The organism is Streptomyces sp. NPDC001851, from assembly GCF_040297165.1.
GTDB lineage: Bacteria > Actinomycetota > Actinomycetes > Streptomycetales > Streptomycetaceae > Streptomyces.
Genome location: NZ_JBEOYR010000001.1, coordinates 137,350 through 163,264, shown reverse-complemented (window position 1 = coordinate 163,264; position 25,915 = coordinate 137,350). Strand labels below are relative to the sequence as shown.

General features: G+C 69.7%; 26 protein-coding genes, 1 tRNA gene and 1 pseudogene. 18 read left to right on the top strand and 10 right to left on the bottom strand.

Annotation, left to right across the window (positions count from 1 at the left end; translation table 11 throughout):
• The first annotated feature begins 332 nt into the window (after positions 1–332).
• Positions 333–1,661: a hypothetical protein gene (locus ABT171_RS00770; RefSeq protein WP_351238277.1), complete on the top strand. Its 1,329-nt coding sequence runs from the start codon at positions 333–335 to the stop codon at positions 1,659–1,661.
• 186 nt (positions 1,662–1,847) lie between these two features.
• Positions 1,848–2,432, top strand: coding sequence for a recombinase family protein (locus ABT171_RS00765; protein ID WP_351238275.1), 585 nt, complete (start codon positions 1,848–1,850; stop codon positions 2,430–2,432).
• Between the two features lie 231 nt (positions 2,433–2,663).
• Here the strand turns inward: ABT171_RS00765 and ABT171_RS41835 are convergent, their stop codons facing one another.
• From ABT171_RS41835 to ABT171_RS00750, 4 genes and pseudogenes are all read right to left on the bottom strand, one after another.
• Complete coding sequence (locus tag ABT171_RS41835) at positions 2,664–2,870, bottom strand: DUF7848 domain-containing protein (RefSeq protein WP_503072527.1); 207 nt, start codon at positions 2,868–2,870, stop codon at positions 2,664–2,666.
• Between the two features lie 281 nt (positions 2,871–3,151).
• Positions 3,152–3,930 (bottom strand): annotated as a pseudogene (locus tag ABT171_RS00760) (helix-turn-helix domain-containing protein).
• Positions 3,931–3,980: 50 nt separating this feature from the next.
• Complete coding sequence (locus ABT171_RS00755) at positions 3,981–4,490, bottom strand: DUF6879 family protein (RefSeq protein ID WP_351238273.1); 510 nt, start codon at positions 4,488–4,490, stop codon at positions 3,981–3,983.
• A complete protein-coding gene (locus ABT171_RS00750; protein WP_351238271.1) occupies positions 4,477–4,692 on the bottom strand; it encodes a hypothetical protein in 216 nt (71 codons plus the stop codon). The genes ABT171_RS00755 and ABT171_RS00750 overlap by 14 nt, the downstream gene beginning before the upstream one ends.
• Before the next feature lie 445 nt (positions 4,693–5,137).
• Here ABT171_RS00750 and ABT171_RS00745 point away from each other — a divergent pair, with 445 nt between their 5' ends.
• Positions 5,138–5,308: a hypothetical protein gene (locus tag ABT171_RS00745; protein WP_351238269.1), complete on the top strand. Its 171-nt coding sequence runs from the start codon at positions 5,138–5,140 to the stop codon at positions 5,306–5,308.
• Between the two features lie 69 nt (positions 5,309–5,377).
• On the opposite strand, the gene ABT171_RS00740 is transcribed toward ABT171_RS00745, so the two are convergent.
• A complete protein-coding gene (locus ABT171_RS00740; protein WP_351238267.1) occupies positions 5,378–5,635 on the bottom strand; it encodes a mycoredoxin in 258 nt (85 codons plus the stop codon).
• Between the two features lie 177 nt (positions 5,636–5,812).
• Here ABT171_RS00740 and ABT171_RS00735 point away from each other — a divergent pair, with 177 nt between their 5' ends.
• The 5 genes from ABT171_RS00735 to ABT171_RS00715 all read left to right on the top strand — a co-directional run bounded on the left by ABT171_RS00735 (position 5,813) and on the right by ABT171_RS00715 (position 9,716).
• Positions 5,813–8,008 carry an ATP-dependent DNA helicase UvrD2 gene (locus ABT171_RS00735; RefSeq protein WP_351238264.1) on the top strand — a complete coding sequence of 732 codons (2,196 nt, stop codon included), beginning with the start codon at positions 5,813–5,815 and terminating at the stop codon, positions 8,006–8,008.
• Positions 8,009–8,172: 164 nt separating this feature from the next.
• Positions 8,173–8,499 (top strand): hypothetical protein, encoded by a 327-nt coding sequence (locus ABT171_RS00730; RefSeq protein ID WP_351238262.1) that lies wholly within the window; start codon positions 8,173–8,175, stop codon positions 8,497–8,499.
• 173 nt (positions 8,500–8,672) lie between these two features.
• Complete coding sequence (locus ABT171_RS00725; protein ID WP_023546912.1) at positions 8,673–9,041, top strand: WhiB family transcriptional regulator; 369 nt, start codon at positions 8,673–8,675, stop codon at positions 9,039–9,041.
• Positions 9,038–9,361: a putative WhiB-interacting protein gene (locus ABT171_RS00720; protein ID WP_351238260.1), complete on the top strand. Its 324-nt coding sequence runs from the start codon at positions 9,038–9,040 to the stop codon at positions 9,359–9,361. The genes ABT171_RS00725 and ABT171_RS00720 overlap by 4 nt, the downstream gene beginning before the upstream one ends.
• A 142-nt stretch (positions 9,362–9,503) precedes the next feature.
• Entirely contained in the window at positions 9,504–9,716 is a 213-nt protein-coding gene (locus ABT171_RS00715) for a hypothetical protein (protein WP_351238258.1), read from the top strand.
• A 114-nt stretch (positions 9,717–9,830) separates the two neighbouring features.
• Here ABT171_RS00715 and ABT171_RS00710 read toward each other — a convergent pair whose 3' ends face one another.
• Positions 9,831–11,201, bottom strand: coding sequence for an ABC1 kinase family protein (locus ABT171_RS00710; RefSeq protein WP_351238256.1), 1,371 nt, complete (start codon positions 11,199–11,201; stop codon positions 9,831–9,833).
• Positions 11,194–12,411 carry a TOMM precursor leader peptide-binding protein gene (locus ABT171_RS00705; protein WP_351238254.1) on the bottom strand — a complete coding sequence of 406 codons (1,218 nt, stop codon included), beginning with the start codon at positions 12,409–12,411 and terminating at the stop codon, positions 11,194–11,196. The genes ABT171_RS00710 and ABT171_RS00705 overlap by 8 nt, the downstream gene beginning before the upstream one ends.
• 300 nt (positions 12,412–12,711) lie before the next feature.
• Between ABT171_RS00705 and ABT171_RS00700 the strand changes: the two genes are divergently transcribed.
• The 4 genes from ABT171_RS00700 (at position 12,712) to ABT171_RS00685 (ending at position 16,571) form a co-directional block, all read left to right on the top strand.
• The gene (locus ABT171_RS00700) at positions 12,712–13,308 is read left to right on the top strand and encodes a M48 metallopeptidase family protein (protein WP_351238252.1); all 597 of its coding nucleotides are present in this window, start codon (positions 12,712–12,714) and stop codon (positions 13,306–13,308) included.
• A gap of 129 nt (positions 13,309–13,437) precedes the next feature.
• Complete coding sequence (locus ABT171_RS00695; RefSeq protein WP_351238250.1) at positions 13,438–15,105, top strand: TerD family protein; 1,668 nt, start codon at positions 13,438–13,440, stop codon at positions 15,103–15,105.
• Positions 15,106–15,117: 12 nt separating this feature from the next.
• Positions 15,118–15,798: an AIM24 family protein gene (locus ABT171_RS00690; RefSeq protein ID WP_351238248.1), complete on the top strand. Its 681-nt coding sequence runs from the start codon at positions 15,118–15,120 to the stop codon at positions 15,796–15,798.
• 17 nt (positions 15,799–15,815) lie between these two features.
• Positions 15,816–16,571 (top strand): AIM24 family protein, encoded by a 756-nt coding sequence (locus ABT171_RS00685; RefSeq protein ID WP_351238246.1) that lies wholly within the window; start codon positions 15,816–15,818, stop codon positions 16,569–16,571.
• Between the two features lie 55 nt (positions 16,572–16,626).
• On the opposite strand, the gene ABT171_RS00680 is transcribed toward ABT171_RS00685, so the two are convergent.
• Both ABT171_RS00680 and ABT171_RS00675 read right to left on the bottom strand, forming a co-directional pair.
• Positions 16,627–17,148 (bottom strand): NUDIX hydrolase, encoded by a 522-nt coding sequence (locus tag ABT171_RS00680; RefSeq protein WP_351238244.1) that lies wholly within the window; start codon positions 17,146–17,148, stop codon positions 16,627–16,629.
• A complete protein-coding gene (locus ABT171_RS00675; RefSeq protein WP_351238242.1) occupies positions 17,145–18,593 on the bottom strand; it encodes a zinc-dependent metalloprotease in 1,449 nt (482 codons plus the stop codon). Before ABT171_RS00675 ends, ABT171_RS00680 begins: the two co-directional genes overlap by 4 nt.
• Before the next feature lie 191 nt (positions 18,594–18,784).
• Here ABT171_RS00675 and ABT171_RS00670 point away from each other — a divergent pair, with 191 nt between their 5' ends.
• The 4 genes from ABT171_RS00670 to ABT171_RS00655 all read left to right on the top strand — a co-directional run bounded on the left by ABT171_RS00670 (position 18,785) and on the right by ABT171_RS00655 (position 21,969).
• Positions 18,785–19,900, top strand: a complete 1,116-nt coding sequence (locus ABT171_RS00670) for an SDR family oxidoreductase (RefSeq protein WP_351238240.1) — start codon at positions 18,785–18,787, stop codon at positions 19,898–19,900.
• Positions 19,901–20,008: 108 nt separating this feature from the next.
• Positions 20,009–20,467, top strand: coding sequence for a molybdenum cofactor biosynthesis protein MoaE (locus ABT171_RS00665; RefSeq protein WP_351238238.1), 459 nt, complete (start codon positions 20,009–20,011; stop codon positions 20,465–20,467).
• A gap of 182 nt (positions 20,468–20,649) precedes the next feature.
• The gene (locus ABT171_RS00660) at positions 20,650–20,823 is read left to right on the top strand and encodes a hypothetical protein (protein WP_351238236.1); all 174 of its coding nucleotides are present in this window, start codon (positions 20,650–20,652) and stop codon (positions 20,821–20,823) included.
• Positions 20,824–20,871: 48 nt separating this feature from the next.
• Positions 20,872–21,969, top strand: a complete 1,098-nt coding sequence (locus ABT171_RS00655) for a YlbL family protein (protein WP_351238234.1) — start codon at positions 20,872–20,874, stop codon at positions 21,967–21,969.
• Positions 21,970–22,047: 78 nt separating this feature from the next.
• Here ABT171_RS00655 and ABT171_RS00650 read toward each other — a convergent pair whose 3' ends face one another.
• Complete coding sequence (locus tag ABT171_RS00650; RefSeq protein WP_351238232.1) at positions 22,048–22,593, bottom strand: PPA1309 family protein; 546 nt, start codon at positions 22,591–22,593, stop codon at positions 22,048–22,050.
• 164 nt (positions 22,594–22,757) lie between these two features.
• Between ABT171_RS00650 and ABT171_RS00645 the strand changes: the two genes are divergently transcribed.
• Complete coding sequence (locus ABT171_RS00645; RefSeq protein ID WP_351239079.1) at positions 22,758–25,664, top strand: UPF0182 family membrane protein; 2,907 nt, start codon at positions 22,758–22,760, stop codon at positions 25,662–25,664.
• A 41-nt stretch (positions 25,665–25,705) separates the two neighbouring features.
• A tRNA-Met gene (locus tag ABT171_RS00640) sits at positions 25,706–25,779 on the top strand.
• The last annotated feature ends 136 nt before the right edge of the window (positions 25,780–25,915 follow it).

Sequence of the window (25,915 nt, the reverse complement as noted above, 5' to 3'; positions counted from 1 at the left end):
CAAGCCCAAGGGGGGCGCTGCCGCGCCCCACAGGCAAGGACGTAAGGCTTCGTTCTGTGCACTCCCTCGCCGTCGCCAAGGAGGCAGCACAAGCCTTTGACCAGGTGCTACGCCGCAGCCGGCTTGGAGCACGGGCCAGCCTGAAAGGCCCTGAAACCGTGGCAGGATTTGAGCCGGTAAGACCCGGCGGTGCGCCACGACGGGCTGAGGGGGTCATACCCCACCCCTTCGCCGCCGACCGATACGCCCCTCGGAGGAAAGGCGTGGCCCCTGTGGTTACCGTCGGCAAGATGGTCCACGTGCCTGTAGCCATGCCACCTGCCCTCGCCCTCGTGCGTAGCGTCCTGTTCCTGCTGTGCTGCGCGGTCCTGCTCTTCGCGTTCTCCTACGTCCCCTTCCAGCGATGGCTGTTGCGCCGGGTGCGGATTCCGATACGGCGTTGGCTACGCCGCAGGAGGAGTGCGATACGTGCCCGCTACGACGACCTCGTCAACACGCTCATGGGCCGCATGATCAACCAGGTCGCCCCCGTGATTGCCGAAACTCTCCCGGACAGCGGCCTGCGGGCACGCCCCCTCATCGCGGAAGCCGCCTTGAAGTGGTGGCGAGCCGCCCTGTGGGGCATTCCAGCCCGGGCGCTCAGTCTCCTGATCCTCGTCTACTGCACGGCGAACCTCGAAGCGATCGTCGACTTCATCCGCAACCCGCCGAAGTACAACGATGGCCTTCCACGTGATGCCGCCAGCGGCTCCGGGCACAGCTACACGCGAGACGCTCCGCCGCCAGACCCTCTGGGCGCACTCTTCAAGGGCATGAAGGACGCCGCCGCGTGGATCATTCACAAATTGGCGGACGGAGTGTCAGCGATCCAGCATCTTTGGTCCCTTGCCCCCTCCTGGGGGATCTTCACGCCGCTGACCTACCTCGTATTGATCCTCACGATTCTCCTCGCGCTCAAGGCGCTCTACCCGTTCGCAATCGCCCTGACGAACGGGGCACGACACATCCCGCCGGAGAACTCCAGTCGACAGCGTTCCCCGCGTCGCGCACGGCATCCCGCCACCGTTGATGACGAGGCCCGCTACAGGCCCGTCGTGGTGCTCCTGCTCACCGCCGCCGACTGCGCTCGCACCTGGCGCGCATGGGGTCAAGGCTCCCCGCTGAACACGCCGAGAGTGTCTGTTCGCCGTGCCGAATACGTCATCCGGAATGCCTGGCGAACCGGATGCGCATACAACTCCTGGTCAGAACGCGCGCGACAGCGTCACGCTCTCAAGGCCCACGCCGCAAAGGTGATCGGGGCTCTTCGCACGGTCGAAGCTCGCCAGTACACAGATCCCGACATTGGCATGGTCCTCCAAGAACTGGCCGACATGTTGCTCACCATCGCCGAGCGGTACGCGGAAGGGCGCATCGGCCAGCTCCTGGATGATGTCGACACCGTGGATGCCGCCACCGATTACGAGTGGCTGCGGCTCCTGGGTGTCGGCGCGTTCGGCGTCGGAGCACTGGTTGTGGCGTCGATGGCCAACCTGCCGGAGGAAGCCAACGGTGTCCTGGTCGGCCTGGCCCTGTTGCTGGCCGGCTCCTGGCTCTTCAGGCACAAGCTGACGCATCCAATGGACCTGATTGATGTGCTGCGAGGCGCCGACCGAAAGTGACGGACCCCCAAGGTATTGGCAGGCCAACAGCCGTAGTAGCGATCATGGCGATCCGTCTCGAAAACCAAGGTTTGTGAGACGAGACGTCAGGCACCCCGGAAGGGGGCGCAGCACTGTTCAAAACCCGTCTCGAAACTTCCGTCTCAGGCTTGACGTATTGAGACGAGTTCTGAGACAGTCCCGGCCGTGACGACGAACACGATCAGTGGTCAGCTCATCGGATACGCCCGCGTCTCCACCGATGACCAGGAAGCGCAGTTGCAGCGCGACGCACTTACGGCCGCCGGGTGCGCCCGCATCTTCGAGGACAAGGCATCGGGCAAGAACACCAACCGGCCAGAACTGACGGCCGCACTGGACTACGCCAGACCCGGCGACACCGTGTGCGTGTGGAAGCTCGACCGCTTCGCCCGGTCCCTCATCGACCTTGTGACCATGGTCGACACCCTTCGAGAGCGGGGCATCGGGTTCAAGGTGCTCACAGGTGCGCTGGCCAACATCGACCCCGGTACAGCCGACGGCCGTCTCATGCTTCAGGTGGTCGGAGCCATGGCGGAGTTCGAGCGCAGCCTCATCAAGGAGCGCACCCGCGCAGGACTCGACGCAGCCAAGGCGCAGGGGCGTACAGGCGGACGGCCGTCCGTCGTCGATGAGGACGTGCTCACCGTGGCCCGTGCCAGGAAGGCGAAGGGCGAGAGCGTGAGCGCCATCGCCAGGGCTCTCGGGATCTCCCGAGCCACTCTGTACCGCCACCTGGGCGAGACCACCTGAGACAGGCGCACAGCGGCGCAGACAGGCCCTCGGTTGCAGCCGGGGCCGTTGGGATGCATGGGTGTCTGACGCCGTCTGACGGGCGTGAAGATGCCTGCCCCTGCCCATGGGAGGAGCCGACACAGGCAGGCACAGGGGCGCGTGTCGCTCGAACTCGCGTCCGCCGGCACCCCTTTCGGTGCACCTCGGTCGTGGTGCTCGCCGTCCCACAGAGCGCCGGGCGTCTGTCGGTTACTCGTCCCGGACCACCATTGCGAACGATGTGCAGATCCGTCGGAAGCCCTTGTGCCCGCTCCGGCCTGTGTGGCTCATGCACTCCACGTCGACGGCCGCGCCATCCGTCGAGGGCGTGGCCATCCACTTGCAGTGAAGGCACTCCGCTTCGAAGGTCACGTCAGTGTCCGGGTGCTGCGTGATCCTGTGCTTCACGTACCGCATGACGGAGCGCACCATCACTCGGCCCTGTGGTCTTCCCGCAGGTGCGTACGGAGTACGACGTTCGCGTCTGACGCCTTTGAGTAGTCCCCGACCGATCGGGCGTTGGTTCGGGTCACCGCGATGCCGAGGCACTCGCGGCAGCCTGCCACGGGGTCCGGCTCCCGGGCTGGAGCTGTCAGGTGCACTGGCTCCGCCATCGTCGTCTTCGGTGTGCTCATCCTGTACGGCCTCCCCGCCTGGATCTCACTGCGATCCATCCTTGGGGCTCCAGTGAAGCGGCCCTACGTTCTTTCCTGTTGAGGCAAGAACTCGTCTCGGATGCTCTCAACCAGGGTGCGCATGCCATCGCCGACGAGCGCCACGTCGGCGAACCGCTCGAAGGTGTCGACGTACGTCTGTATGTCCCTGGGGTCCCGTGTCGTGATCTCCGAGTGGAACGTCTCGACGATCACAAGCCGGTCATCGTGGATGCTGAAGCACGTCATGGGAAAGTCCGGCATCCGACCAGCCAGGGGCACCACCCCAACGGTCACGTTCGGAAGGCGGGACAGGGACACGAGCCGATCAGTTGTACCGCCATCACGACTGGCTCACAGATCAGCCACCGTAGGACGTGCTCACAGATCACGAAGTAGAACGACCGGCCGTCTTCGTAGAGCGTCGCCTGCCGTTCCATCCTCGCTGCCACCGTCCGAGCCCTGGTCTCGTCCGGCAAAGCTGGGGGTAGGGAGAACACCGCCGTGGCGTACTCCGGGGTCTGGAGGAGTCCGGGGATGAGTTGCCCCTGAAACAGCCTGAGAGCGGCTGTGTTGGCCTCGATGGCCTTGATGGTGTTCTGGTGCTTCCAGGGGCCCATACGGCGCAGCAGGCGCCACGCTGTGGCCTCGGTGACCTCGGCTCGGGCAGTTGCGAGGAACTGTTCCTTCACTGCGTTCGAGACGCCGAGCGCCGACAGGATCAGGTCGACGTCCTGAACGGTGGGCAGGGTCCGGCCGTTCTCGATCTTCGAGAGCTTCCCTGCGGACATGGAAGCCCTGCGGGCTACCGCGTCACCGGTCAGTCCCGATGCTTCCCGCAGTGCCCGCAGGGCTCTCCCGATCGACTCCGTGGTCAGTGATGCCGCTCCCAGTAGGCCGCGAACGGCACGGCGCGGGTGAGCGCCAGGTCGCGGTAACCCTGGTACTCCCTCAGCCGGTCGGCAGGCAGGAGTTCACCGCCGATGAACTTGCCCTCGGGGGCGTAGTGCATGCGGTACACGTCACGGTCGTCGAAGAGCCAGAAGTCGTGATCGGGCAGGCCGGTCACCTTCTGCTCGGCAAGGTCGATGATCCCGATGGACTCCCCGGCCTTGATGTTGCCGGCGTAAGCCGACAGCTCGTAACGCAGGTAGTCAGTCAGAGGGGAGCGCAGGACATGAACGCGGGACACGCTCTTGCCCTTGTCGGTCATCGAGCGCACCCATGGGTTGTCGCTCCACTCCGGGCCCATGTCCTCACCCGCGAGGAACCGAGCGATCTCCTCCCGCTCCTCCTCCACGTCATACACGTCGAGCGTCTCCAGCCGGAACGCGGTCCGCTCGAAGGTCTCGAAGAGACGGCCGAACTCCTCACCGCTGAGCACGGAAGAACTCCTCAAGTACGGCTGCCGGGACCATGACGGCTGCCTCTCCCATGGGGAGATCGAGCTGTGCCAGCCGCTCAGGGTCGGTGATCACGTAACCCTGCACCACGTAGTCCTTGCCATCGTCCGTACCCCACAGCGTCGGGCACGTGCCGTTCTTGCACTCCGGGTCTCCCGACAGCTTCCGCAGCGGTGTGCCCACGGCTTCCCCCTCGCGTCGACAGTACTTGTCCCGTTCGATGCTCCCGACCTGCCGACAGCAGGGTCAAGATCCCCGGCTTTCCAGAACAGGAAAGACCCCCGGCCGTGTTTCCAGGACGGTTGGTGGTGCAAGCCGGGCCCCATGTAACGTAACGTGCAAGCCGTTTGACCCTGGGCTCATGTGCTAGTCGGCGTCCCGCCGTGTCGGCATGGGCAGGGTTGCGCGGTTGGCACCATGGAGAGGCGTGCCACACCCGCTCAAATGAAGTACTGGTCGGTCCTACACGACCTCAACGAACACCCCACTGGCACGTGGGGCGCAGCTCGCGGGTGGCTGCGACTACAGACAGATTTCCGGCTGTCTTCGTTGAGGTTGAGGCAGTCAGCTCACCCTTCTCGAAGACGGCGGTCAGACCCGTCGAGGAGGGGGCGCTGTGTGGGCCGTCATGCAGGAGCTGGCCATTTCAGGGCCGTATGTATTGCTGGCCTTCGTGGCGCTCTTGGCCGTCATGATGTTGTCGGCTCTGGTCATTGCGCTGAGGGATGCCGAGCCAGGGCACCGACCGGAGATCATCCGAGCCTTGGCCGAACTGATGAGCTTCTGGAAGCGGCGGTAGAAGACCCGGCGAACGAAGCGGCCCCCGCGCTCAAGGCAGAGGCGAGGGCCGCTGTGCGAGATGACGAGGTCAGACGCCGAGCGCCTGCTTCACCTGGGCAAGGCTCGGGTTCGTCATCACGACCTCAGTGCCACCAGTGGAGGGAACTACCTGAACGGTCGGGACCGTCTGGTTTCCGCCATTCGCCTTCTCCACGAACGCCGCGGACTCGGGGTCCTGCTCGATGTTGATCTCGGTGTAGGCGATGCCCTCCCGGTCCAGCTGGCTCTTCAGCCGCCGGCAGTATCCGCACCAAGTGGTGCTGTACATCGTCACAGTCCCCTGCATGTCTCTCGTGCTCCTCGGGCCGCTGGAAAAATCGTCCGGGGAAGGAACGTACGCGAGCCGCCGGTCATTCCCGCGTATCCACAGGCGACTGTGACGCCTGCCGCATTCATACGACTATCGGTCCCCGCCTGTGGACAACCGACACGGCAGTCTCGTACGACCTGGCAGCATGGCCATGTGACAGCAGCAACGCATTCCACCCTTTTCCCGCAGACACCGGACTCGGCCGACGCGGTGCTGGAAGGGCTCGACCCCGAGCAGCGTGCGGTGGCCACCGCCCTGCGCGGCCCGGTGTGCGTCCTGGCCGGAGCGGGCACGGGCAAGACCCGGGCGATCACCCACCGCATCGCCTACGGAGTGCGGGCCGGCCTCCTCCAGCCGTCCAGCGTGCTCGCCGTCACCTTCACCAACCGCGCCGCCGGAGAGATGCGCGGCCGGCTCCGCCAGCTCGGCGCCCACGGCGTCCAGGCCCGCACCTTCCACTCCGCCGCCCTGCGCCAGCTGCAGTACTTCTGGCCGAAAGCGATCGGTGGCGGCATGCCCCGGCTGATCGACCGCAAGATCCAGCTCGTCGCCGAAGCGGCCGCAAGCCTGGGCACCCGGCTCGACCGGGGCGAGCTGCGGGACGTCACCGCCGAGATCGAATGGTCCAAGGTCACCCAGACCATCCCCGCCGACTACCCGCACGCGGCTGCGAAGACCGGCCGCGAGACCCCGCGCGACCCCACCGAGATCGCCCACCTCTACGCGGCCTACGAAGACCTCAAGCGCGACCGCGCGGTGATCGACTTCGAGGACGTCCTGCTGCTGACCGTCGCCATCCTGCAGGACCGGCACGACATCGCCGAACAGGTCCGCGCCCAGTACCAGCACTTCGTCGTCGACGAGTACCAGGACGTCAGCCCCCTGCAGCAGCGGCTGCTGGAGCTGTGGCTCGGCGACCGCGACGACCTGTGCGTCGTCGGCGACGCCAGCCAGACCATCTACTCCTTCACGGGAGCGACGCCCGACCACCTCCTCGACTTCCGCGCCCGCCACCCCGGCGCCACCGTCGTCAAACTCGTCCGCGACTACCGCTCCACCCCCCAGGTGGTCCACCTCGCCAACGGCCTGCTCGCCCAGGCCCGCGGCCGCGCCGCCGACCACCGGCTGGAACTGGTCTCGCAGCGCGCCCCCGGCCCCGAGCCCGTCTACACCGAGTACACCGACGAGCCCGCCGAGGCCGAAGGAGCCGCCCGCCGCATCCGCGAGCTGATCGACGCCGGCGTCCCCGCCGCCGAGATCGCCGTCCTGTTCCGCACCAACGCCCAGTCCGAGACGTACGAGCAGGCCCTCGCCGACGCCGGTGTCCCCTACCAGCTGCGCGGCGCCGAGCGTTTCTTCGACCGCCCCGAGGTGCGCAAGGCCGGCATAGCCCTGCGCGGCGCGGCCCGCTTCGGCGGCAACGACTCGCTGCTGGACGACGCCGTGGACCTGCCCTCCCAGGTGCGTGCCGTCCTGTCCGGTGAAGGCTGGACCACCGAGCCCCCGGCCGGCTCCGGCGCCGTCAGAGAGCGCTGGGAGTCCCTCGCCGCTCTCGTCAACCTCGCCCACGACCTCGCCGCCGCCCGGCCCGGCGCCACCCTCGGCGACTTCGTGGCGGAACTCGACGAGCGCGCGAACGCCCAGCACGCCCCGACCGTCCAGGGCGTCACCCTCGCCTCCCTGCACGCGGCCAAGGGACTGGAGTGGGATGTCGTCTTCCTGGCGGGCATCGCCGAGGGCATGATGCCCATCACCTACGCCAGGACCGACGAACAGATCGAGGAGGAGCGCCGGCTCCTCTACGTCGGCGTCACCCGCGCGCGGGAACGGCTCCACCTCTCCTGGGCCCTGTCCCGCTCCCCGGGCGGCCGGCCGAACCGCAGACCGAGCCGCTTCCTCGACGGACTGCGTCCCGGCACTACCGCCACGGTCGGCCGCATCGGCACCGGTGCCGGCGGAGGCGTCGAGCACGGGACCGCCCGGGGCGGCGCCGCCGCTCCCCGGCGCGCCCAGCGCACCCCCGCCCGCTGCCGGGTCTGCGGCCGCACGCTCACCGACGCGGGTGAGATGAAGCTGATGCGCTGTGAGGACTGCCCGTCGGACATGGACGAAGGGCTCTACGAACGGCTGCGCGAGTGGCGCGCGGTCCAGGCCGAGCGCAGCGGACAGCCCGACTTCTGCGTCTTCACCGACCGCACCTTGATGGCCATTGCCGAGGCGCGGCCCGGGAGTCCTGCCGAACTCTCCCGCATCCCCGGTGTCCTCAGCCGCAAGCTGCGCAGCTACGGAACCGACGTGCTGGCCATCTGCGCAGGCCAGGAGGCCGGGGAAGCCCACGAGGGCGACTGATACGAACTCGTCGAAAAAATAGTTTGCGCATGCCCCAGCAATCCCCATAGGTTCTAGGCACGGAAGCAGCGGCCTTCTCGAAGGCCCCAACTCCGTGATGTACTTGCATATCCGAACGGACTGGCTCACCCCAGTCCCAGAGACGCCGAGAGGAGGCGAGTCCAGTGATCAGCATCAACACCAGCACCAGCACCATCAGCACGGCCAAACTGACCGATCGCTCGGCCGTCTCCCTGTGCATGCTCGGCGCCTCCTCCCAGGGCACCGGTCTGTCCGGCATTCGTGCCGCGCGTCCGGCGTCCTCCCCCGCTCTCACGGACCTTCCCGTCCGTGAGCGCAATGAGCGACCGACCAAGGCACTGGAAGCGGTAGCGGCACAGGCGCAGGCCTATGCCTTTGCGGCGGCCGGTGCCGGATTCCGGAAGCTGACGACGCAGCACCACCTGATGTGGGCCTTCCGTGGGCCAGAACCCTGGAGTGATCCAGCCTGATCCGATCAGGCCGGCGCCTTCAGGGCCGCGGAACCCCATCCGGGATCCGCGGCCCTTCTGTTTTCCCCGAATCGGGGAGGACGGAGCGAAGGGGCCTCGGGACAAGAAAAGAACCCGGTACCAAGCCGACACCCGGTCAACCGGCCGGAACGACCAGACGAGGAAGACCAACCGTGCAACTCGAAGCGCACGCCCCGTCCGTACCGCCTTCGCAAACGATCCCCCCGCCCGGCCTCACGGAGGACTCCACCTTGACCCCCCTCACCGCGCTCACCGCGCTCGACGACGCCATCGAGAACCTCGGCGTACCCGTCCCCTGCCGCTCCTACGACCCGGAGGTCTTCTTCGCCGAGTCGCCGGCGGACGTCGAGTACGCCAAGTCCCTCTGCCGCACCTGCCCGCTGATCGAGGCCTGCCTCGCCGGCGCCAAGGAGCGGCGTGAGCCCTGGGGCGTCTGGGGCGGCGAGCTGTTCGTCCAGGGTGTCGTCGTCGCCCGGAAGCGGCCGCGTGGTCGCCCGCGGAAGAACCCGGTCACGGCATGAACACCGCAGGAACGATCGACCGCCCCCTCACGCACGACCCCAAGAAGCAGGCCCCGATGAAGCCGTCCACCAGCGAGCTCGCAGGCTCCGCGACCCCTGACGTCACCACCACCGGCGCGACCGAAGCGCGCCAGAACCGGACCCGGGAGATGCAACTCATGCAAGAAGCCCTGGCTCGTGCGCATATGCACGAGCGACTCCATTACGCCGTGCGGGAGCGCCGGGCCGTGCGCCTCGCGGTCGCCCAGCGGATGCAGCGCCGGGCCGAGCGGGCCTCGCTGCGCGCCCGGCGCGCGCTCGCCATGGCGGTCATGCAGTAACGATCACACCTCAGGAAGTGGTGGCCTCCCGGCCCGTCAGGGAGGCGGAACCTTCTGCGCGGGGGCCGGTCCGGTCGAACGGACCGGCCCCCGCGGTGCGTTGTGCACGGCGATCAGCCGCCGCCGGAGTTATCGTCGCCGGGTGACGAGTCTTCCCGGAGGAAGTGATCAGGGCGGCTCCACTCCGGAGCGCCGCGTGCTCGTGTGCGCCCGCTGCGGCACCCCCGCCGACGGCGCCCCGCCGACCACCTGGACCTGCTCCGTGGAGAACGGCATCCGCCAGTACTTCTGCGACACCTGCTCCAGGGAGAACCTGCGGGCGATCGAGGGGCGCCTGGACTCGGCTTGGTGGTGAGGCTTTCCTTGACCTTTCTGGGGGCCCCTCCCCCCCCTCCCCCCCTCCCCCCTCCCTCCCCTCCCCAACTCCAAGGCACCACGGATCAGGCCTCCGCCTTCAAGGCATCACGGATCAGGCCTCCGCCGCCGGTTCCTCCTCGCTCAGGTCTTCGTCGGGCACGAAGCCCGGCAGCCACTCCTCCAGTTCCTCGCGCAGGCGTACCGTGGCGCCCAGCTGGCACAGGACGCCGATGGTGCTGAGGGTCACCCGGTGGATCAGCAGATAGGCAGGCGGCAGGTTCAGCCGCTTGCCCAGCTGGTAGGCGGGGGAGCGGGGGTCGGCGATGCGGGCCGCCTGGCTGCGCATCCAGGTGCGGGTGAAGGTGAACGCCTCGACCCGGGCCGGTTCGATGATCGGCAGCAGGTAGTCGAGGACCGCGTCGGGGTCCAGCTCTATGGACTCCTTCACGAAACCTTCGGTGCAGAGCATGTCGTAGACCGACTCGGCTTCGCCGTCCAGTGTCATGCGGAGGGAGGTGCCGATCGGCAGGGGCAGGCCCCCGGGCAGCCGGTCGACCGTGCCGAAGTCGAGGACTCCTAGGCGCCAGTCGTCCTCGCCGGCCGGGCCGCCGGGCAGCAGCCGGAAGTTGCCCGGGTGCGGGTCGGCGTGGAGCAGGCCGGTGCGGGCCGGGCCCGAGAAGAGGAAGCGCGCCAGGAGCTGGCCGGCCCGGTCGCGCTGCTCCTGGGTGCCGTCCGAGATCACCTCCGACAGCGGCATGCCGTCGATCCACTCGGTCACCAGGACCTGCTCGCACTGGTGCACCACCGCCGGCACCACCACGTCCGGGTCGTCCGCGAACTCCTCCGCGTGGGCGGACTGGGCCTGCGCCTCCAGTCCGTAGTCCAGCTCCTCGGAGACGCGGTCCTTCAGCTCCGCGATCAGCGGTTTGATGTCCATGCCCGGAATCAGCGGCCCCAACAGGCGGGCGAAGCGGCTCAGTTGGCCCAGGTCGGAGAGCAGTGCCTCGCCGGCGCCCGGGTACTGCACCTTGACCGCCACCTCACGGCCGTCGTGCCACACGGCCCGGTGCACCTGCCCGATCGAGGCCGCGGCGGCCGGCTTGTCCTCGAACTCCTCGAACAGATCGCGCCAGTCCGGGCCCAGCCGCTCCTCAAGCACCGCGTGCACCGTGCGGGTCGGCATCGGCGGCGCCGCCTCCTGGAGCTTGGTCAGGGCCGCGCGGTAGGGCCCGGCGATCTCCTCGGGCAGCGCCGACTCGAAGACGGACAGGGCCTGCCCGAACTTCATCGCACCGCCCTTCAGCTCGCCGAGGACCTTGAACAACTGCTCCGCCGTGCGCTGTTGCAGTTCCCGGCCGACGATCTCCGCGGACTCGCCCACGATCCGCTTGCCCAGCCCCCAGGTCGCCCGGCCGGCGAAGCCGAGCGGGAGCGCGGCGAGCTTGGCGGTCCGGGTGACCGCCTTCCGGGGAAGATCAGACATGCGCCCTCCAAGTCCCAGTCGGCCGCGCCTCGCCTGACTCGCGTCGTCGCTTCGCCGACGGCCGTTGCACCGCCATTGTCGCGCGCCGTTCGCCGCCCGTTGGGGAGTGCTCCCCCTTCTTACCTCTCTGCGCCGCACCGCACCCGCACTCCGGATGCGGCCGGACCGGTCGGCTGCGCCAGTCCAGGCCGGGCAGGGACACCTCCCAGCGGGTGCCCAGGCCGGACGGTGTCCGCCCGTCGAGGAAGGCGAGTGCGTGCGCCGCGGCCAGTCCCGCGACCGCGGTGGCCAGCGTCAGATCGCAGGCGCCGACCCGGCGGGCCTTCGGGGACCGCCACTGGGCGGTCAGCCGGAGCCAGGCGGGGTCCCGGTCGCCGCGGTCGAGGTGCAGACAGCGGGCGCAGCCCGACTCGCCGGGCAGGACGAGCGGGCCGACGACGCCTGTGCCCTCGACCACGCCGGCGTACAGGTGCGGTGTTCCGGCGGTCATGAGCGGCTCGGCGTCGGCCGGGTCGGGTGCGTGCACGGCCACGTCGTCCCGGGGGGCGAGGACCACCAGGGAGAACCCGGTGTCCCGGGCGCCGGACCCGGGGGAGTGGGCGTGGCGCGGCGGGCGGTCGGGTGCCGCGCGGCGCACGGCGGCTCGCGCCGCCGTCTCGCGGCGCTCGCCGAGCGACTCGGCGGCCAGTCCGCCCGGGGCCAGGTCCCAGGGTTCGACGCGTCCCGCGTCGCGCACGTCGACCTCGCCGACTCCGGCGCCGGACAGCACCGACGCCAGCACGGCGCCGACCCGTCCCGCGCCGCGCACCTGCACGTGCAGCGCGCGGCGGGCGGCGAGCCGGGCGAGCGCGGCGCCCGGCTCGGCCGTGGTCAGGGACAGTGCGGCGAGGTCGGGGCGCAGCCGCCGCAGGACGTCCTCCTTCTCGCGCAGGGCGTCGGCGGCCGGTCCGCCGCCGCGCGCGTCGTCGATCAGGCCCGCGTGGGTCAGCCGTGCCAGCAGGGTGTCGACGCGGCCGGCCGGCAGGTTGGCGCGGTGTCCCTCCTCGCGCAGCAGCGGCAGCCCGCGCGTGCCGTTGAGCAGGTCCAGGAAGCCGCTCGTCGCCGGGTCCATCGGGCCCAGCGTCAGGGCGTGTGCCGGTGTCATCCCGAACTGCACGGTGTCGCGATCACGCCAGCCGCGCCGCAGCGCGGGTTTCATCACTGGATGCATGACGGGCCCCCGTATCCGTTGAAGGCATTTCCACCTCTCGTCGTCCGCGGAGCCGGTCGTGCTCCGCCGACGCCTGCCAGCATGCCGTGCCGGTCCGTCCGGTGCCGAGAGTTATCCACAGGCCGGGCCTGTTTGTCGTATAAACCTGCTGGTGAAGGGGGTTACTTCCGCTAAAAGCGGCATAAAGCGGATGTGTGGATCGGTCGGAGGAGTCATAGGAATCAAACACATGGTGGGGGATCGGTACCGAACCGTTCCGGAGCCGGGACTTCGGCCCTGTACAGCGGGTAACGTCGGGGCGTGCCCGCCGACCCACTGCACCGCGCCGGAAAGCCACAGCGCAGCACGACGAGCCAGCCGCCCGGCGGCTCGGGGGCGAGCGCGATCGAGGTCCGCAGGAGCACCCGGCGCCGCCGGACGGTCTCCGCGTACCGCGAGGGCGATCGCACCGTCGTACTGATCCCCGCCCGGATGTCGAAGGCGGAGGAACAGCGCTGGATCACCGTCATGCTCGACAAACTCGCCGCCCAGGAGAGCAAGCGGAAGCTGGGCGACGCCGAGCTGGGCGAGCGTGCCGAGCGGCTGTCGGCGCAGTACTTCGACGGCCGGGCGCGGCCCGCCTCCGTGCGCTGGGTCACCAACCAGAACACCCGCTGGGGTTCGTGCACCCCGGCCGAGGGCAGCATCCGGCTCTCGCACCGGCTGCAGGGGATGCCCGAGTACGTCATCGACTACGTCCTCTGCCATGAGCTGGCCCATCTGCTGGTTCCCGGTCACGGGCCCGACTTCTGGCGGCTGCTGGACGCGTACCCGCGCACCGAGCGGGCGCGCGGCTATCTCGAAGGGGTCGTCGCCGCCGACCGGCTGCCGCATGTGCCGGGGGCGCGCGGGGAGTGAGCCGCGCACCGTCCGTCCGCCTCCCGGTGCGGTTGTGTACCGGGTGTGTACCGGCTGCGTGTGATGTCGGTCTTTGCCGTTAGCCTGGCGCGACGCACTCACATTCGGGATGGGGGACGGTCGTTACGCATGGCCAGGGAATTCCAACGCGGCCACAAGGCCAGGATCAGTGACCTCACGGCGGGCACGGATCTGTACGTAGGCGTGCAGATCTCCGCTCCCGGGCTCACCTTCGACATCAGCTGCTTCGGTCTGGACGCCGACGAGCGCCTCTCGGACGACCGGTACTTCGTCTTCTTCAACCAGCCGAAGTCCCCGGAGGAGTCCGTCCAGCTGCTGGGTGCCCAGGCGGGCGACACGGAGTCGTTCCGGGTCACGCTGGACCGGATACCCCCGCACATCCACAAGCTGTCCTTCACGGCGACCATCGACGGCGCCGGTCAGATGTCGCAGATCGTGCCCGGCTATCTGCGTATCGTGGCCGGCGGCGAGGAGATCGCGCGGTATTCCTTCACCGGCGCGGAGTTCTCCACCGAGCGGGCCGTGATGCTCGGCGACATCTACCTGAAGGACGTGTGGCGGTTCGCCGCCGTCGGGCAGGGCTTCGACGGCGGCCTGGAGGCCCTGCTGAAGAACTTCGGCGGCGAGGTGCTGGAGGAGGAGGCTCCCGCCGCCCCGCAGCAGCCGCAGCCCGGTGACGCCCCCGGCTTCGCCCCGCCCGCGCAGACGACGGCACCGCCCGCGTTCGCGGTCCCGGGCGCCCCCGCCCCCGCCCCCGCCCCGCAGCCTGCCGCGCAGGGCTTCGCGCCCCCGCCGGGAGCCACCCCGTCCCCGGCGCCCTCCGTGCACGCCCAGCCCACCATCGTCGCGCCCATGACACCGCCGGGCGGGACGCAGGTTCCGCCGCCCCCGCCCCCGCCGCCCGCCCCCTTCGGGGGACCGCCGCCCCCGCACGGTCCGCACCCCGGGCAGTCGACCATGCCGCTGCCCCCTGGCTACGGTCAGGCCCCGACCCCGCCACCCGGCTATGGGCAGCAGCCGCCCGCGCCCCCCGGATACGGCCAGCAGCCCTACGGGCAGCTCCCCGGCCAGCAGCCCGCCGGCTACGGAGCGCCGCAGGGCGCCCCGCAGGGCGGTGCCGGGGTGACCGCCGCGCTCCAGGCGTTCAAGGAGACGCCCACGGGGCAGCGCTGGACGCAGCAGAACAAGAAGCTCATCCGCGTCGACCTCGGCATCGGCGGCCAGCCCGTGCTGGCCAAGCAGGGCAGCATGGTGCTCTACCAGGGCAAGGTCGACTTCAGCTACAAGGGCGCCGGTTTCGCCGGGCGGATCGTCGGCAACGCCACCGGCCAGGAGATGCAGCTGATGCGCTGCACCGGCCAGGGCCAGGTGTTCCTCGCCGAGAACTCCACCCACCTGCACCCCGTCGAACTGCAGGGTGACGCGATCTGCGTCTCCGCCGAGAACGTCCTCGCCTTCGACGAGACCCTGCAGTACGAGGTCCGCCGCATCGAGGGCCACGGCATCCCCGGCGGCGCGCTGTTCACCATGCAGTTCCAGGGCACCGGCACGATCGTCGTCAAGACGCACGGCACACCCGTGGTCCTGCCGGTCACGCCGACCACCTTCGCCGACTGCAACGCCGTCGTCGCCTGGTCGGCCGCCTCCCAGGTGATCGTCTCCAGCCAGGTCCGCATGCGCCGCAACGCCTACCCGGGCGACACCGGTGAGAGCGTCAACCTCCAGTTCCGGGGCGCACCCGGCAACTTCATCGTCGTCCAGCCGTACGAGGTCTAGAGGGAGCCCGTCATGAACCAGCCGCTCGCGGGCTACGCCCCCGCACCCGTCACCGCCCGCATGGAGAACCACGGCGAGCACATGCTGAAGGTCGCCATGCAGACCGGAAACGACCTCCTCGCGCGCGTGGGCTCGATGGTCGCCTACGAAGGCTTCGTCCAGTACGAGCCCAACCCGCCGGCCGTCCGCCAGATCGCCCGCGACTGGATCACCGGCGAGGGCGCCCCGCTGATGAAGTGCACCGGTGACGGACTGCTCTACCTCGCCGACTACGGCGCGAACGTCGTCGTGATCAACCTCAACGGCGACGGCATCTCCGTCAACGCCACCAATCTGCTCGCCTTCGACGCCCATCTGACGTGGGGCGTCGAGCGGGTCAAGGGGCTCGCGAAGTTCGCCGGCCAGGGGCTGTGGAACACCAGGATCTCCGGGCAGGGCTGGGTCGCGCTGACCTCCCGGGGCAAGCCGATCGTCGTCGACTGCGGCGGCGGTGAGGACGAGACGTACGTCGACCCGGACGCGCTCGTCGCCTGGTCGCCGAACCTGAAGGTGAAGGGCAAGCGCAGCTTCAAGGCGCAGTCGCTGATCGGGCGCGGCAGCGGCGAGGCCTACCAGATGGCCTTCTCCGGCCAGGGCATCGTCGTCGTCCAGCCCAGCGAGGACAGCACCGACCGCATCCGGATCCGGGGCTGAGGGAGAGTCAGAACGCCATGCAGAGCCCGCTTTTCGCACACAACGACGTCCAGACCCAGGAGCGCTGGAGCCTGCAGAACAAGCAGATGCTCCGCGTCACCCTGGAGGGCCACGACGACATCCTGGCCCGCAAGGGCACCATGGTCGCCTACCAGGGCCTGGTCGAGTTCGACGCCGAGTACCGCAGCAACAGCCAGGCACGTGCGCGTGCGCACACCGGCGAGGGCCTGGACCTGATGCGCTGTCACGGACAGGGCACGGTGTACCTCGCCAACCTCGGCCAGCACGCGCACATCATGGACGTCGAGCAGGACGGGCTGACCGTCGACAGCTCCTACGTCCTCGCCATGGACTCCTCGCTGCACTACGAGGTCATCGCCGTGGACAGCCTCTACGGCATCTCCGGCTCCGGGAAGTACCAGCTGAACATCACCGGCCGCGGCAAGGTCGCCCTGATGACCTCCGGAGCGCCGCTGCTGATGCAGGTCACGCCCGACAAGTACGTCAACTGCGACGCGGACGCGATCGTCGCCTGGTCCACCGGGCTGCGCGTGCAGATGCAGGCCCAGACGCACTCCTCCGGCGTGTGGCGCCGCCGCGGCAACACCGGTGAGGGCTGGGAGCTGAGCTTCATGGGCTCCGGCTTCGCGCTGGTCCAGCCCAGCGAACTGCTGCCGCCGCAGAACGCGGTGATCGGCCAGGGGCTCGCCGCCCAGTTCGGCATGGGGCAGCACGGGGCGCGCGGGCAGAACCAGGGGAATGTCTGGAACTGAGCGTCCAGCGAGCAAACGTAAGGGGCGACCTCCCCAGCGGTCGCCCCTTACACATTCAGAGACTGGCGCGGGTCGCCTCCAGCAGGCGTACGACCGACTCGTCGGCCACGTCCGCCACCTCGTCGTAGGCGAACCAGCGCAGGTCCAGGGACTCGTCGCTGATCGCGTGGGCGGCGCCCGCCGGGGCCAGGGCCGCGTACTGGACGTCGTAGTGCCAGTGGCACGGCGCCGGGATCGGGTGCCGGTCCAGGCGCACCGGGCCGCCGGGCAGCAGGGTCAGCCCGGGGACGCCGGACTCCTCGGTGGCCTCGCGCAGGGCCGCCGCCGCGAGCGAGACGTCGCCCGGCTCGCAGTGGCCGCCCATCTGCAGCCACATCCGCAGCTTCTTGTGCAGGGTCAGCAGCACCCGGCCGCGCTCGGGGTCGATCACCAGCGCACTCGCCGTGACATGGCCTGCGTGGCAGGCCTTCCACATGCCGTCCGGGTGGGCGGCCAGATGGTCCAGGTAGGCCTGGCGCAGCTCGTCCTGGCCCTCGAACCCCTTCAGGACGAGGACCGCGTCGTCGTACAGGCTCACTCGGTGTCGTCGCCCTTGTCGTCGCTCTTCTCGTCGTCCTTCTTCAGGTTCGGCTTCTCGGCGGAGCCGCCGGCCGCCTCGCCGAGCATCTTGTCCAGCTCGGAGAAGTCCAGCTGCTCGCGGTGCACGAAGCCGTCCGGGTCGTCCAGGTCGGTCGCGGTCGGCAGCATGTCCGGGTGGGCCCACAGGCCGTCCCGGCCGTCGACCCCGCGCGCGTCCGTGAGCGAGGCCCACAGACGGGAGGCGTCGCGCAGCCGGCGCGGGCGCAGCTCCAGGCCGATCAGCGTGGCGAACGTCTGCTCCGCCGGGCCGCCGGTCGCACGGCGGCGGCGCAGGGTCTCGCGCAGGGCGTCGGCGGAGGACAGCCGCGGCTTGGCCGCCGCGTGGACCACCGCGTCCACCCAGCCCTCGACGAGCGCCAGAGCGGTCTCCAGACGGGCCAGGGCGGCCTTCTGCTCCGGGGTGTCCTCCGGCTGGAACATGCCCTGCTGCAGGGCGTCCTGCAGCTGCTCGGGGTTCTGCGGGTCGAACTGGCCGACCACGTCCTCCAGCTTCGCCGTGTCGACCTTGATCCCGCGCGCGTAGCCGTCGACCGCTCCGAACAGGTGCGAGCGCAGCCACGGCACATGCGCGAACAGACGCTGGTGGGCCGCCTCGCGCAGGGCCAGGTAGAGCCGCACCTCCTCCTGCGGCACGCCGAGGTCCTTGCCGAACGCCTCCACGTTGGCCGGGAGCAGCGCGGCCTTGCGGGCGGGGCCGAGCGGCAGGCCGATGTCGGTGGAGCCGACGACCTCGCCCGCGAGCACGCCGACGGCCTGCCCGATCTGCGTGCCGAACATGGCGCCGCCCATCGAGCGCATCATGCCGATCAGCGGGCCCGCCATGGCCTGCATCTCCTCCGGCAGGACGTCGCCCATGGCCGCACCGACCCGCTCGGCGACCGGGTCGACCAGCTCCTGCCAGGCGGGGAGGGTGGCCTCCACCCACTCCGCGCGGGACCAGGCCACCGCCGAGGCCGAGCCCGACGGCAGGGACGTGGCGTCGTCCAGCCACAGGTCGGCCAGGCGGACGGCCTCCTCGACCGCCTTGCGCTCGGCCGGGCCGACGCTGGCGTCCTTCGTGCCGTCCGGGGCGCCCTGGGCGACTGTCTGGCGGGCGATCTGCTTGGCCATGTCCCAGTTCACCGGACCGCCCTCGTAGGAGAGCATCTGGCCCAGCTGCTGGAACGCGGCGCCCAGGTCGGTGGGGTTCAGGGACCCGAACATGGCTGCGAGCGGATTGTCGGCGCCGGGGCCGCCAAAGCCCCCGGCTCCGGGCAGGCCGCCGAAGCCGAACGGGTTGGCCGGTCCCTGCTCACCACCGCTCTGCTGGTCCTTCTTCTTGCCCTCGTCGCCGTCTTCCGGCTCCTCCGGCGGAAGGCCGAAACCGAATGGGGTGTCACTCACGGGATTCCTCGGCTGGTAAGGCCGCCGGTTCTCTCCGGCGGCGCGGCTGCCCGACAACACCACCCAGCGTAGACACCCGGACCCGATCGGGCCTCGGTGCTTCGCCCACAGCAGGCCTGCGGCAGGATGGATGCACCTGGTACGTACGCGTCACTCGCGCTCGTACTGAAGACAACCGCTGGAGACGCCCGGTGAGTTCCCCAGATCCGCAGGTTCGCGCAGCGCGAAACCCCTCAACCCCGTCCACACCCGCCGTGCGCGGACCCGTCGTCGCGGTCACCGGAGCCGCCGGCGGGGTCGGTGCCCTGCTCACCGAGCGGCTGGCCGCCTCCGAGGAGATCAAGCAGGTCATCGCCATCGACGAGCGGCGCGGCGAGTGCGCCGATGCCACCTGGCACATCCTCGACGTGCGCGACCCCGCCATCGCGGACAAGCTACGGGGCGCCGACGTGGTCGTCCACCTCGCGCTCGATCTCGATCTGGAAACCGATCCGGCGGCTCGTACCGCTTACAACGTCCGGGGGACGCAGACCGTCCTCACGGCCGCCGCGGCGGCCGGCGTGCACCGGGTCGTGCTGTGCACCTCGGCGATGGTCTACGGCGCGCTGCCGGACAACGAGCTGCCCCTTTCGGAGGACGCCGAGCTGCGGGCGACCGCCGAGGCCACCGGCGTCGGGGACCTGCTGGAGATCGAGCGGCTGGCGCGGCGCGCGCCGCGGGCGCATCCGGGGCTGAACGTCACCGTCGTACGCCCCGCGGTGCTGGTCGGCGGCACGGACACCGCGCTGACCCGGTACTTCGAGTCCCCGCGGCTGCTCGTCGTCGCCGGGTCGCGGCCCGCGTGGCAGTTCTGCCACGTCGAGGACCTGTGCAGTGCCCTGGAGTACGCCGTCCTGGAGAAGGTCGACGGGGAACTGGCCGTCGGCTGCGACGGGTGGCTGGAGCAGGAGGAGGTCGAGGAGCTCAGCGGGATCCGGCGGATGGAGCTGCCCTCGGCGGTGGCGCTCGGCGCGGCGGCCCGGCTGCACCGGATCGGGCTCACACCGTCTCCGGCGGGGGACCTGGCGTACACGATGTACCCGTGGGTGGTCAGCGGGAGCCGGTTGCACGACGCCGGGTGGCGGCCGCGGTGGACCAACGAAGAGGTGCTGGCCGAGCTGCTGGAGGAGGTTTCCGGGCGGCATACGGTGGCGGGGCGGCGGCTGGGGCGCAAGGACGCCACGGCCGCGGGGGCCGCGGGGGCGACGGTGGCCCTGCTGGGCGCTGCCGCTGTGGTCCGGCGGGCCCGGAAGGCCCGGCGACGCTAGGGCCCGTCCGATGCGTCCTCACGTCGTACGAGCCTCCAAGACGCTCCACGCGCGTGCCTGGTGAATCTCGTATTCCTCGGTGTCACAGGCGTGCGGCACGATGGGGGCATGGCACATGCGAACGAGCACCCCGGTGAGCAGGCGGCGCAGGATCCCATCAAGCTGATCGGTGTCCGGGAGACCGCGCTCTCCGTGGACGAGGTCTTCCAGGCCCTCGGGGACGCCGCGGCCGGGGGCGTGGCGCTGTTCGTGGGGACCGTGCGGAACCACGACGGGGGCGCCGATGTGGACGCGCTCGGGTACTCCTGCCACCCCAGTGCCGAGGCCGAGATGCGGCGGATCGCCGAGAAGGTGGTGGCCGAGTATCCGGTGCGGGCGCTGGCCGCGGTGCACCGCGTGGGCGACCTGGACGTGGGGGATCTCGCCGTGGTCGTCGGCGTGGCGTGTCCGCACCGGGCCGAGGCCTTCGACGCCTGCCGCAAGCTGATCGACGACCTCAAGCACGAGGTGCCCATCTGGAAGCACCAGAAGTTCTCGGACGGGACCGACGAATGGGTCGGCGCGTAGCGCCCTCGTTGAGGAGGGCGGCCGGGCGACGGGAGGGCGGGTGGGAGCCCGCCGACTCCGTCACTCGGGGCATCTGTACCCCCCGACTTGCGTAACCGGCCCCCTGGCGTGAGCGTTGTCAGTGCGGATGGTTAATCTGCTGATCAGTCAGTTGCGGACGCTCAGGGCGTTGGGAGGTCGGCATGGGGGCGCTTGTCTGGCTGCTGATTCCGCTCTTGGCTGCGATCGGCGGCGGACTGTGGGGCAGTTGGGCCAACAGAACACGCAAGGTGCGCGGCGACGGCCCCGAGCTGGACGGCTATGCCCGGTTCCGCGAAGCCATGGAGCGGTCCCGCACGGGCGCCGGCGGCGCGTGACGGGTGCCCTGACGGTCCGCTGACACAGGCGTCCCGTACTGTCGTGGCATGCCACGCCGCACCGCGACGATGCTCGCCTCCACCCTGATGCTGATCGCGCTCCTGTGCGCGGGAGTGCTCATCCCCGTGCCGTACGCGGAGATGTCTCCCGGCCCGACCGTGAACACGCTCGGGGACCACGACGGCGAGCCGGTGCTGCAGATCACCGGGCACAAGACATACCCGGCCGACGGTCACCTGAACATGACGACGGTCCGGGTGACCAGCGCGGACTTCCGGATGAACCTGGTGGAGGCGGTCTACGGCTGGCTGGCGCACGACAGCAAGATCGTGCCGCACGACACGCTCTACCCGGACGGCAAGACCGAGGAGCAGTCCACCCAGGAGAACGCCGAGGAGTTCAGCCAGTCCCAGGAGAGCGCCAAGGTCGCCGCCCTGAAGGAGCTGGGCGTCCCCGTGAAGTCCTGGGTGATCGTCTCCACCGTCGTCAAGGGCTCACCGGCCGAGGGCAGGCTGCACGCCGGTGACGTGATCAAGGCCGTCGACGGTGCGGCCGTGAAGCAGCCCTCCGACGTGGCCAGGTTCGTCACCCGGCACAAGCCCGGGCAGAAGGTCGTGTTCACCGTCGTCCCGGCCAAGGAGCAGGTCGCCGCCGAGAAGGCGCACAGGACGGCGACGAAGACCCAGGACGTCACCATCACCACGACCACCTCCGACGACAGCGGCGCCAAGCGGGCCGTCGTCGGGATCTCCGCCGGGACCGACCACACCTTCCCGTTCACCATCGACATCAAGCTCGCCGACGTCGGCGGGCCGAGCGCCGGCCTGATGTTCGCCCTCGGCATCTACGACAAGCTGACCCCGGGCAGCCTGACCGGCGGCAGGTTCGTCGCCGGCACCGGCACCATCGACGACAACGGCACCGTCGGGCCGATCGGCGGCATCGACATGAAGACCGTCGGCGCGCGCGACAAGGGCGCCCAGTACTTCCTGACGCCCGCCGACAACTGCGCGGCCGCCGCCAAGGACACCCCGAGCGGGCTCACGCTGGTGAAGGTCAAGACGATCGGGGACGCGCTCGACGCGCTGAAGGACATCCGCAGCGGCGACACCGCGGCGCTGCCCAGGTGCACCACCAACGGCTGACCGGCACCCGCGTGTGACACGGCTGGGGGCGCCCCGCAGAGCGGGGGCGCCCCCATCGCCGTACCGCACCGGGCGGGATCAGTCCTCGAACGTCGCCGCCAGGGCGTCCGCCAGGCCGGGGACCAGGTCCGGGCCCGTCAGGACCTCGGTCGGGGAGTCCTTCTCGCGCAGCCGCAGCGCCGACTCGCGGCCGCCGGCCCGCAGCACCGCGACCGTCATGCGCACCTCCTGGCGCTCGGGGTGCTCGGCGACCCACCTGGCCAGCTTGGCCTCGCTCAGGTTCTGCGGGACCTGCGCCTCGGCGGACGGCGGCAGCATCAGGCGCTCCACCGAGAGCGCGCAGCCGACCACCGCGTCGGGCCAGGCGATGGTGCCGAGGAACTCGTCCAGCGGCTTGCCGGACGGGATCTCGTCCTGCTCGATCGGGGTGAGACCGGCGGTCTCGGACTCGTCCCCGTCCAGGCCCAGCTGGGCCGCGAGCGAGGGTTCCTGGGCCCGCAGCCGTGCGGTGTCGACAAGGGCGAAGAGGCGAGCGGGCTGGTCCCAGCCGAGGCCGGAGACGTACTCGTCGATCTCGAGTACGGCCCGGGTGAGCGGGCTCGCTGCCATGGGAGTGTTGGACATGGTCACAATCCTGCCTGGTTCCCCGCCGGAATCGGGAACCGAGCGGTGCCTGAGTAAGTTGCATAGGTGTTGGCCCGCGATCACGGGGGGCAACCGAGGGCCCGCGAACACGAGGGCCTGACGGATCGACAGCGAACTTCGAGGTGCGCACCTTGGCTTTCCAGATGCCGGACCGCGGCGGGGGCCCGACGGGGCCGCGGATCAGAGCGGGCCGTCCGTCCCGGCGGGCGAGGACCCTGCTCATGACACTGGGCGTCCTGGCCGTCCTCGGCATGGCGTTCACCATGTTCGCGGGCTTCTGGACGGACTGGCTGTGGTACCGGTCGGTGCACTACTCGTCCGTGTTCACGACCGTGCTGTGGACCAAGATCGGCCTCTTCTTCGTCTTCGGTCTGCTGATGGCGGTCGCCGTGGGGGTCAACATCTGGCTCGCGCACCGGCTGCGGCCCCCGCTGAGCGCCATGTCCATGGAGCAGCAGAGCCTCGACCGCTACCGGATGGGCATCGCGCCGTACAAGAGGTGGCTGCTGCTCGCCGTCACCGCGCTCGTCGGGCTGATCGCCGGCGCCTCCGCGGCCGGCCAGTGGCGGACCTGGCTGATGTGGGTCAACGGCGTGCCCTTCCACCAGAAGGACCCCCAGTTCCACCTCGACGTCTCCTTCTACGCCTTCGACCTGCCCTGGTACCGCTTCCTGCTCGGCTTCGGCTTCGCCGCCGCCGTCCTGTGCCTGATCGCCGCCGCGCTCACGCACTACCTGTACGGCGGGCTGCGCGTCACCAGTCCCGGCGCGCGCGCCACCGCCGCCGCGACCGGGCACCTGTCGGTGCTGCTCGGCTTCTTCGTCGCCCTGAAGGCGGTCGCCTACTGGCTCGACCGGTACGGCCTGGCCGTCAAGTCCAGCGACTTCAAGGCCACCGACGACTGGACCGGCCTGCGCTACGTCGACGCCAACGCCTATCTGCCGGCGAAGACGATCCTGTTCTGCATCGCGGTGATCTGCGCGCTGCTCTTCTTCGCCACGCTGTGGCGGCGCACCTGGCAGCTGCCGGTGATCGGCTTCGGTCTGATGGTCCTCTCGGCGATCCTGATCGGCGGCCTGTACCCGGCGATCGTGCAGAAGTTCCAGGTCCAGCCCAACGAGCAGGCCAAGGAAGCCCCGTACGTCCAGAAGAACCTCAAGGCGACCCGCGAGGCGTACGGCATCGACGACACCAAGGTCACCGAGTACGCGGGCAAGTCCGCGGCCTCGGACAAGGCCACGGCCGCGGAGAAGGCCAAGCTGCGGGCCGACGCCGACGCCGCGGCGAGCATCCGCATCATGGACCCGAACATCGTCTCGCCGACGTTCCAGCAGCTTCAGCAGATGAAGAACTACTACGGGTTCCCGACCAACCTGGACGTCGACCGGTACAGCACCGCCAAGGACGGCAAGGACCAGGACACGGTCATCGGCCTGCGCGAGCTGAACCTGGACGGCGTCCCGAAGAACAACTGGATCAACGACCACTTCCGCTACACACACGGCTACGGCGTGGTCGCCGCCAAGGGCACCGAGGCCGACTCCCAGGGCCAGCCCGTCTTCACCGAGTACGACCTGCCGTCCCGGGGCGAGCTGCCCACGTACCAGCAGCGGATCTACTACGGCGAGAAGACCACCACCTACTCCATCGTCGGCGGTCCCCAGAAGGAGATCGACTACTCCGACGACAGCGGTGAGAAGACCACCAGCTACGCCGGCAAGAGCGGCGTCGACCTCGACAACCCGCTCAACCGCGCCGCGTACGCGGTGGCCTTCAACGAGCCGCAGATCCTCTACTCGGGTGCGATCGGCAAGGGCTCGCGGATCCTGTACAACCGCACGCCCAAGGAGCGCGTCGAGGCGGTCGCCCCCTGGCTGACCATCGACGGCGACGCCTATCCGGCGGTCGTCAAGGGCCGTATCCAGTGGATCGTGGACGCCTACACGACGTCGAACGGCTACCCGTACTCCTCCCGCACCACGCTCGGGGACACGACCGCCGACTCGCTGACCGCCGCCAACAACAACCGCGCGGTGGTGGCCCAGCAGAACCAGGTCAACTACATCCGCAACTCGGTGAAGGCGACCGTCGACGCGTACACGGGCGAGGTCAGGCTCTACGAGTGGGACACCCGGGACCCGGTGCTGAAGACCTGGATGAAGGCCTTCCCCGGCACGGTCCAGCCGCGCACGGCGATCTCCCCGGAGCTGATGGCCCATCTGCGCTACCCGCAGGACCTGTTCAAGGTCCAGCGCGAGCTGCTCACCCGCTACCACGTGACCGACGCGCAGACGTTCCTCACCGGCAGCGAGGTGTGGCAGGTGCCGAACGATCCGACGAACAAGTCGGGCAACGCGGTGCCGCCGTACTACCTGAGCATGAAGATGCCGGACCAGAGCACCCAGGCGTTCTCGCTGTCGACGACGTTCACCCCCAACGGCCGCTACAACCTGAGCGCCTTCATGTCGGTCGACTCCGAGGCCGGCAGCAGCGACTACGGCAAGATCAGAATCCTGAAACTGCCGACCAGCACGACGGTCGACGGGCCCAAACAGGTGCAGAGCCAGTTCAACTCCGAACAGGACATCGCCGCCGCGATCAAGCTGCTCAAGGGCGGCGACTCGGAGGTCGAGTACGGCAACCTGCTGACCGTGCCGCTGGACGGAGGACTGCTGTACGTGGAGCCGGTGTACGTACGCGGCGGCGGACTGAAGTACCCGCTGCTGCGCAAGGTGCTGGTCACCTACGAGGGCAGGACGGCGTTCGAGAACACCCTCGGCGAGGCCCTCGACAAGGTCTTCGGTACGCAGGGGGCGACCACCACCCCGCCGGACACCGGCACCACCACGCCGCCCACGTCCGCCAACCCGACCGTCCAGCAGGCCCTGGCCGACGCCCAGAAGGCCTACGACGCCGGGCAGAAGGCCCTGCGGGACGGACCGGACTGGATCGCGTACGACAAGGCCCAGAAGGACCTGAGCGAGGCGCTGAAGCGGGCGCAGGACGCGGAGGCCAAGGCCGGCCGGTCCGGCGGTGACAAGAAGAGTTGATCAAGCCCCCTCCGCGCCGTGGTACGGTTACCGGGCAACGGCGCGGGGTGGAGCAGCTCGGTAGCTCGCTGGGCTCATAACCCAGAGGTCGCAGGTTCAAATCCTGTCCCCGCTACTGCAGTCGAAGGCCCGGATCCCAAGGGATCCGGGCCTTCGTGGTGTGCGAACTCATGTACAGAGGGGAGGGACGGCCGCGCCGCCGTGGGGAGTCGAGTGGTGTGTGTTTGACTTGTCTCCCTGTGGGCATGTCG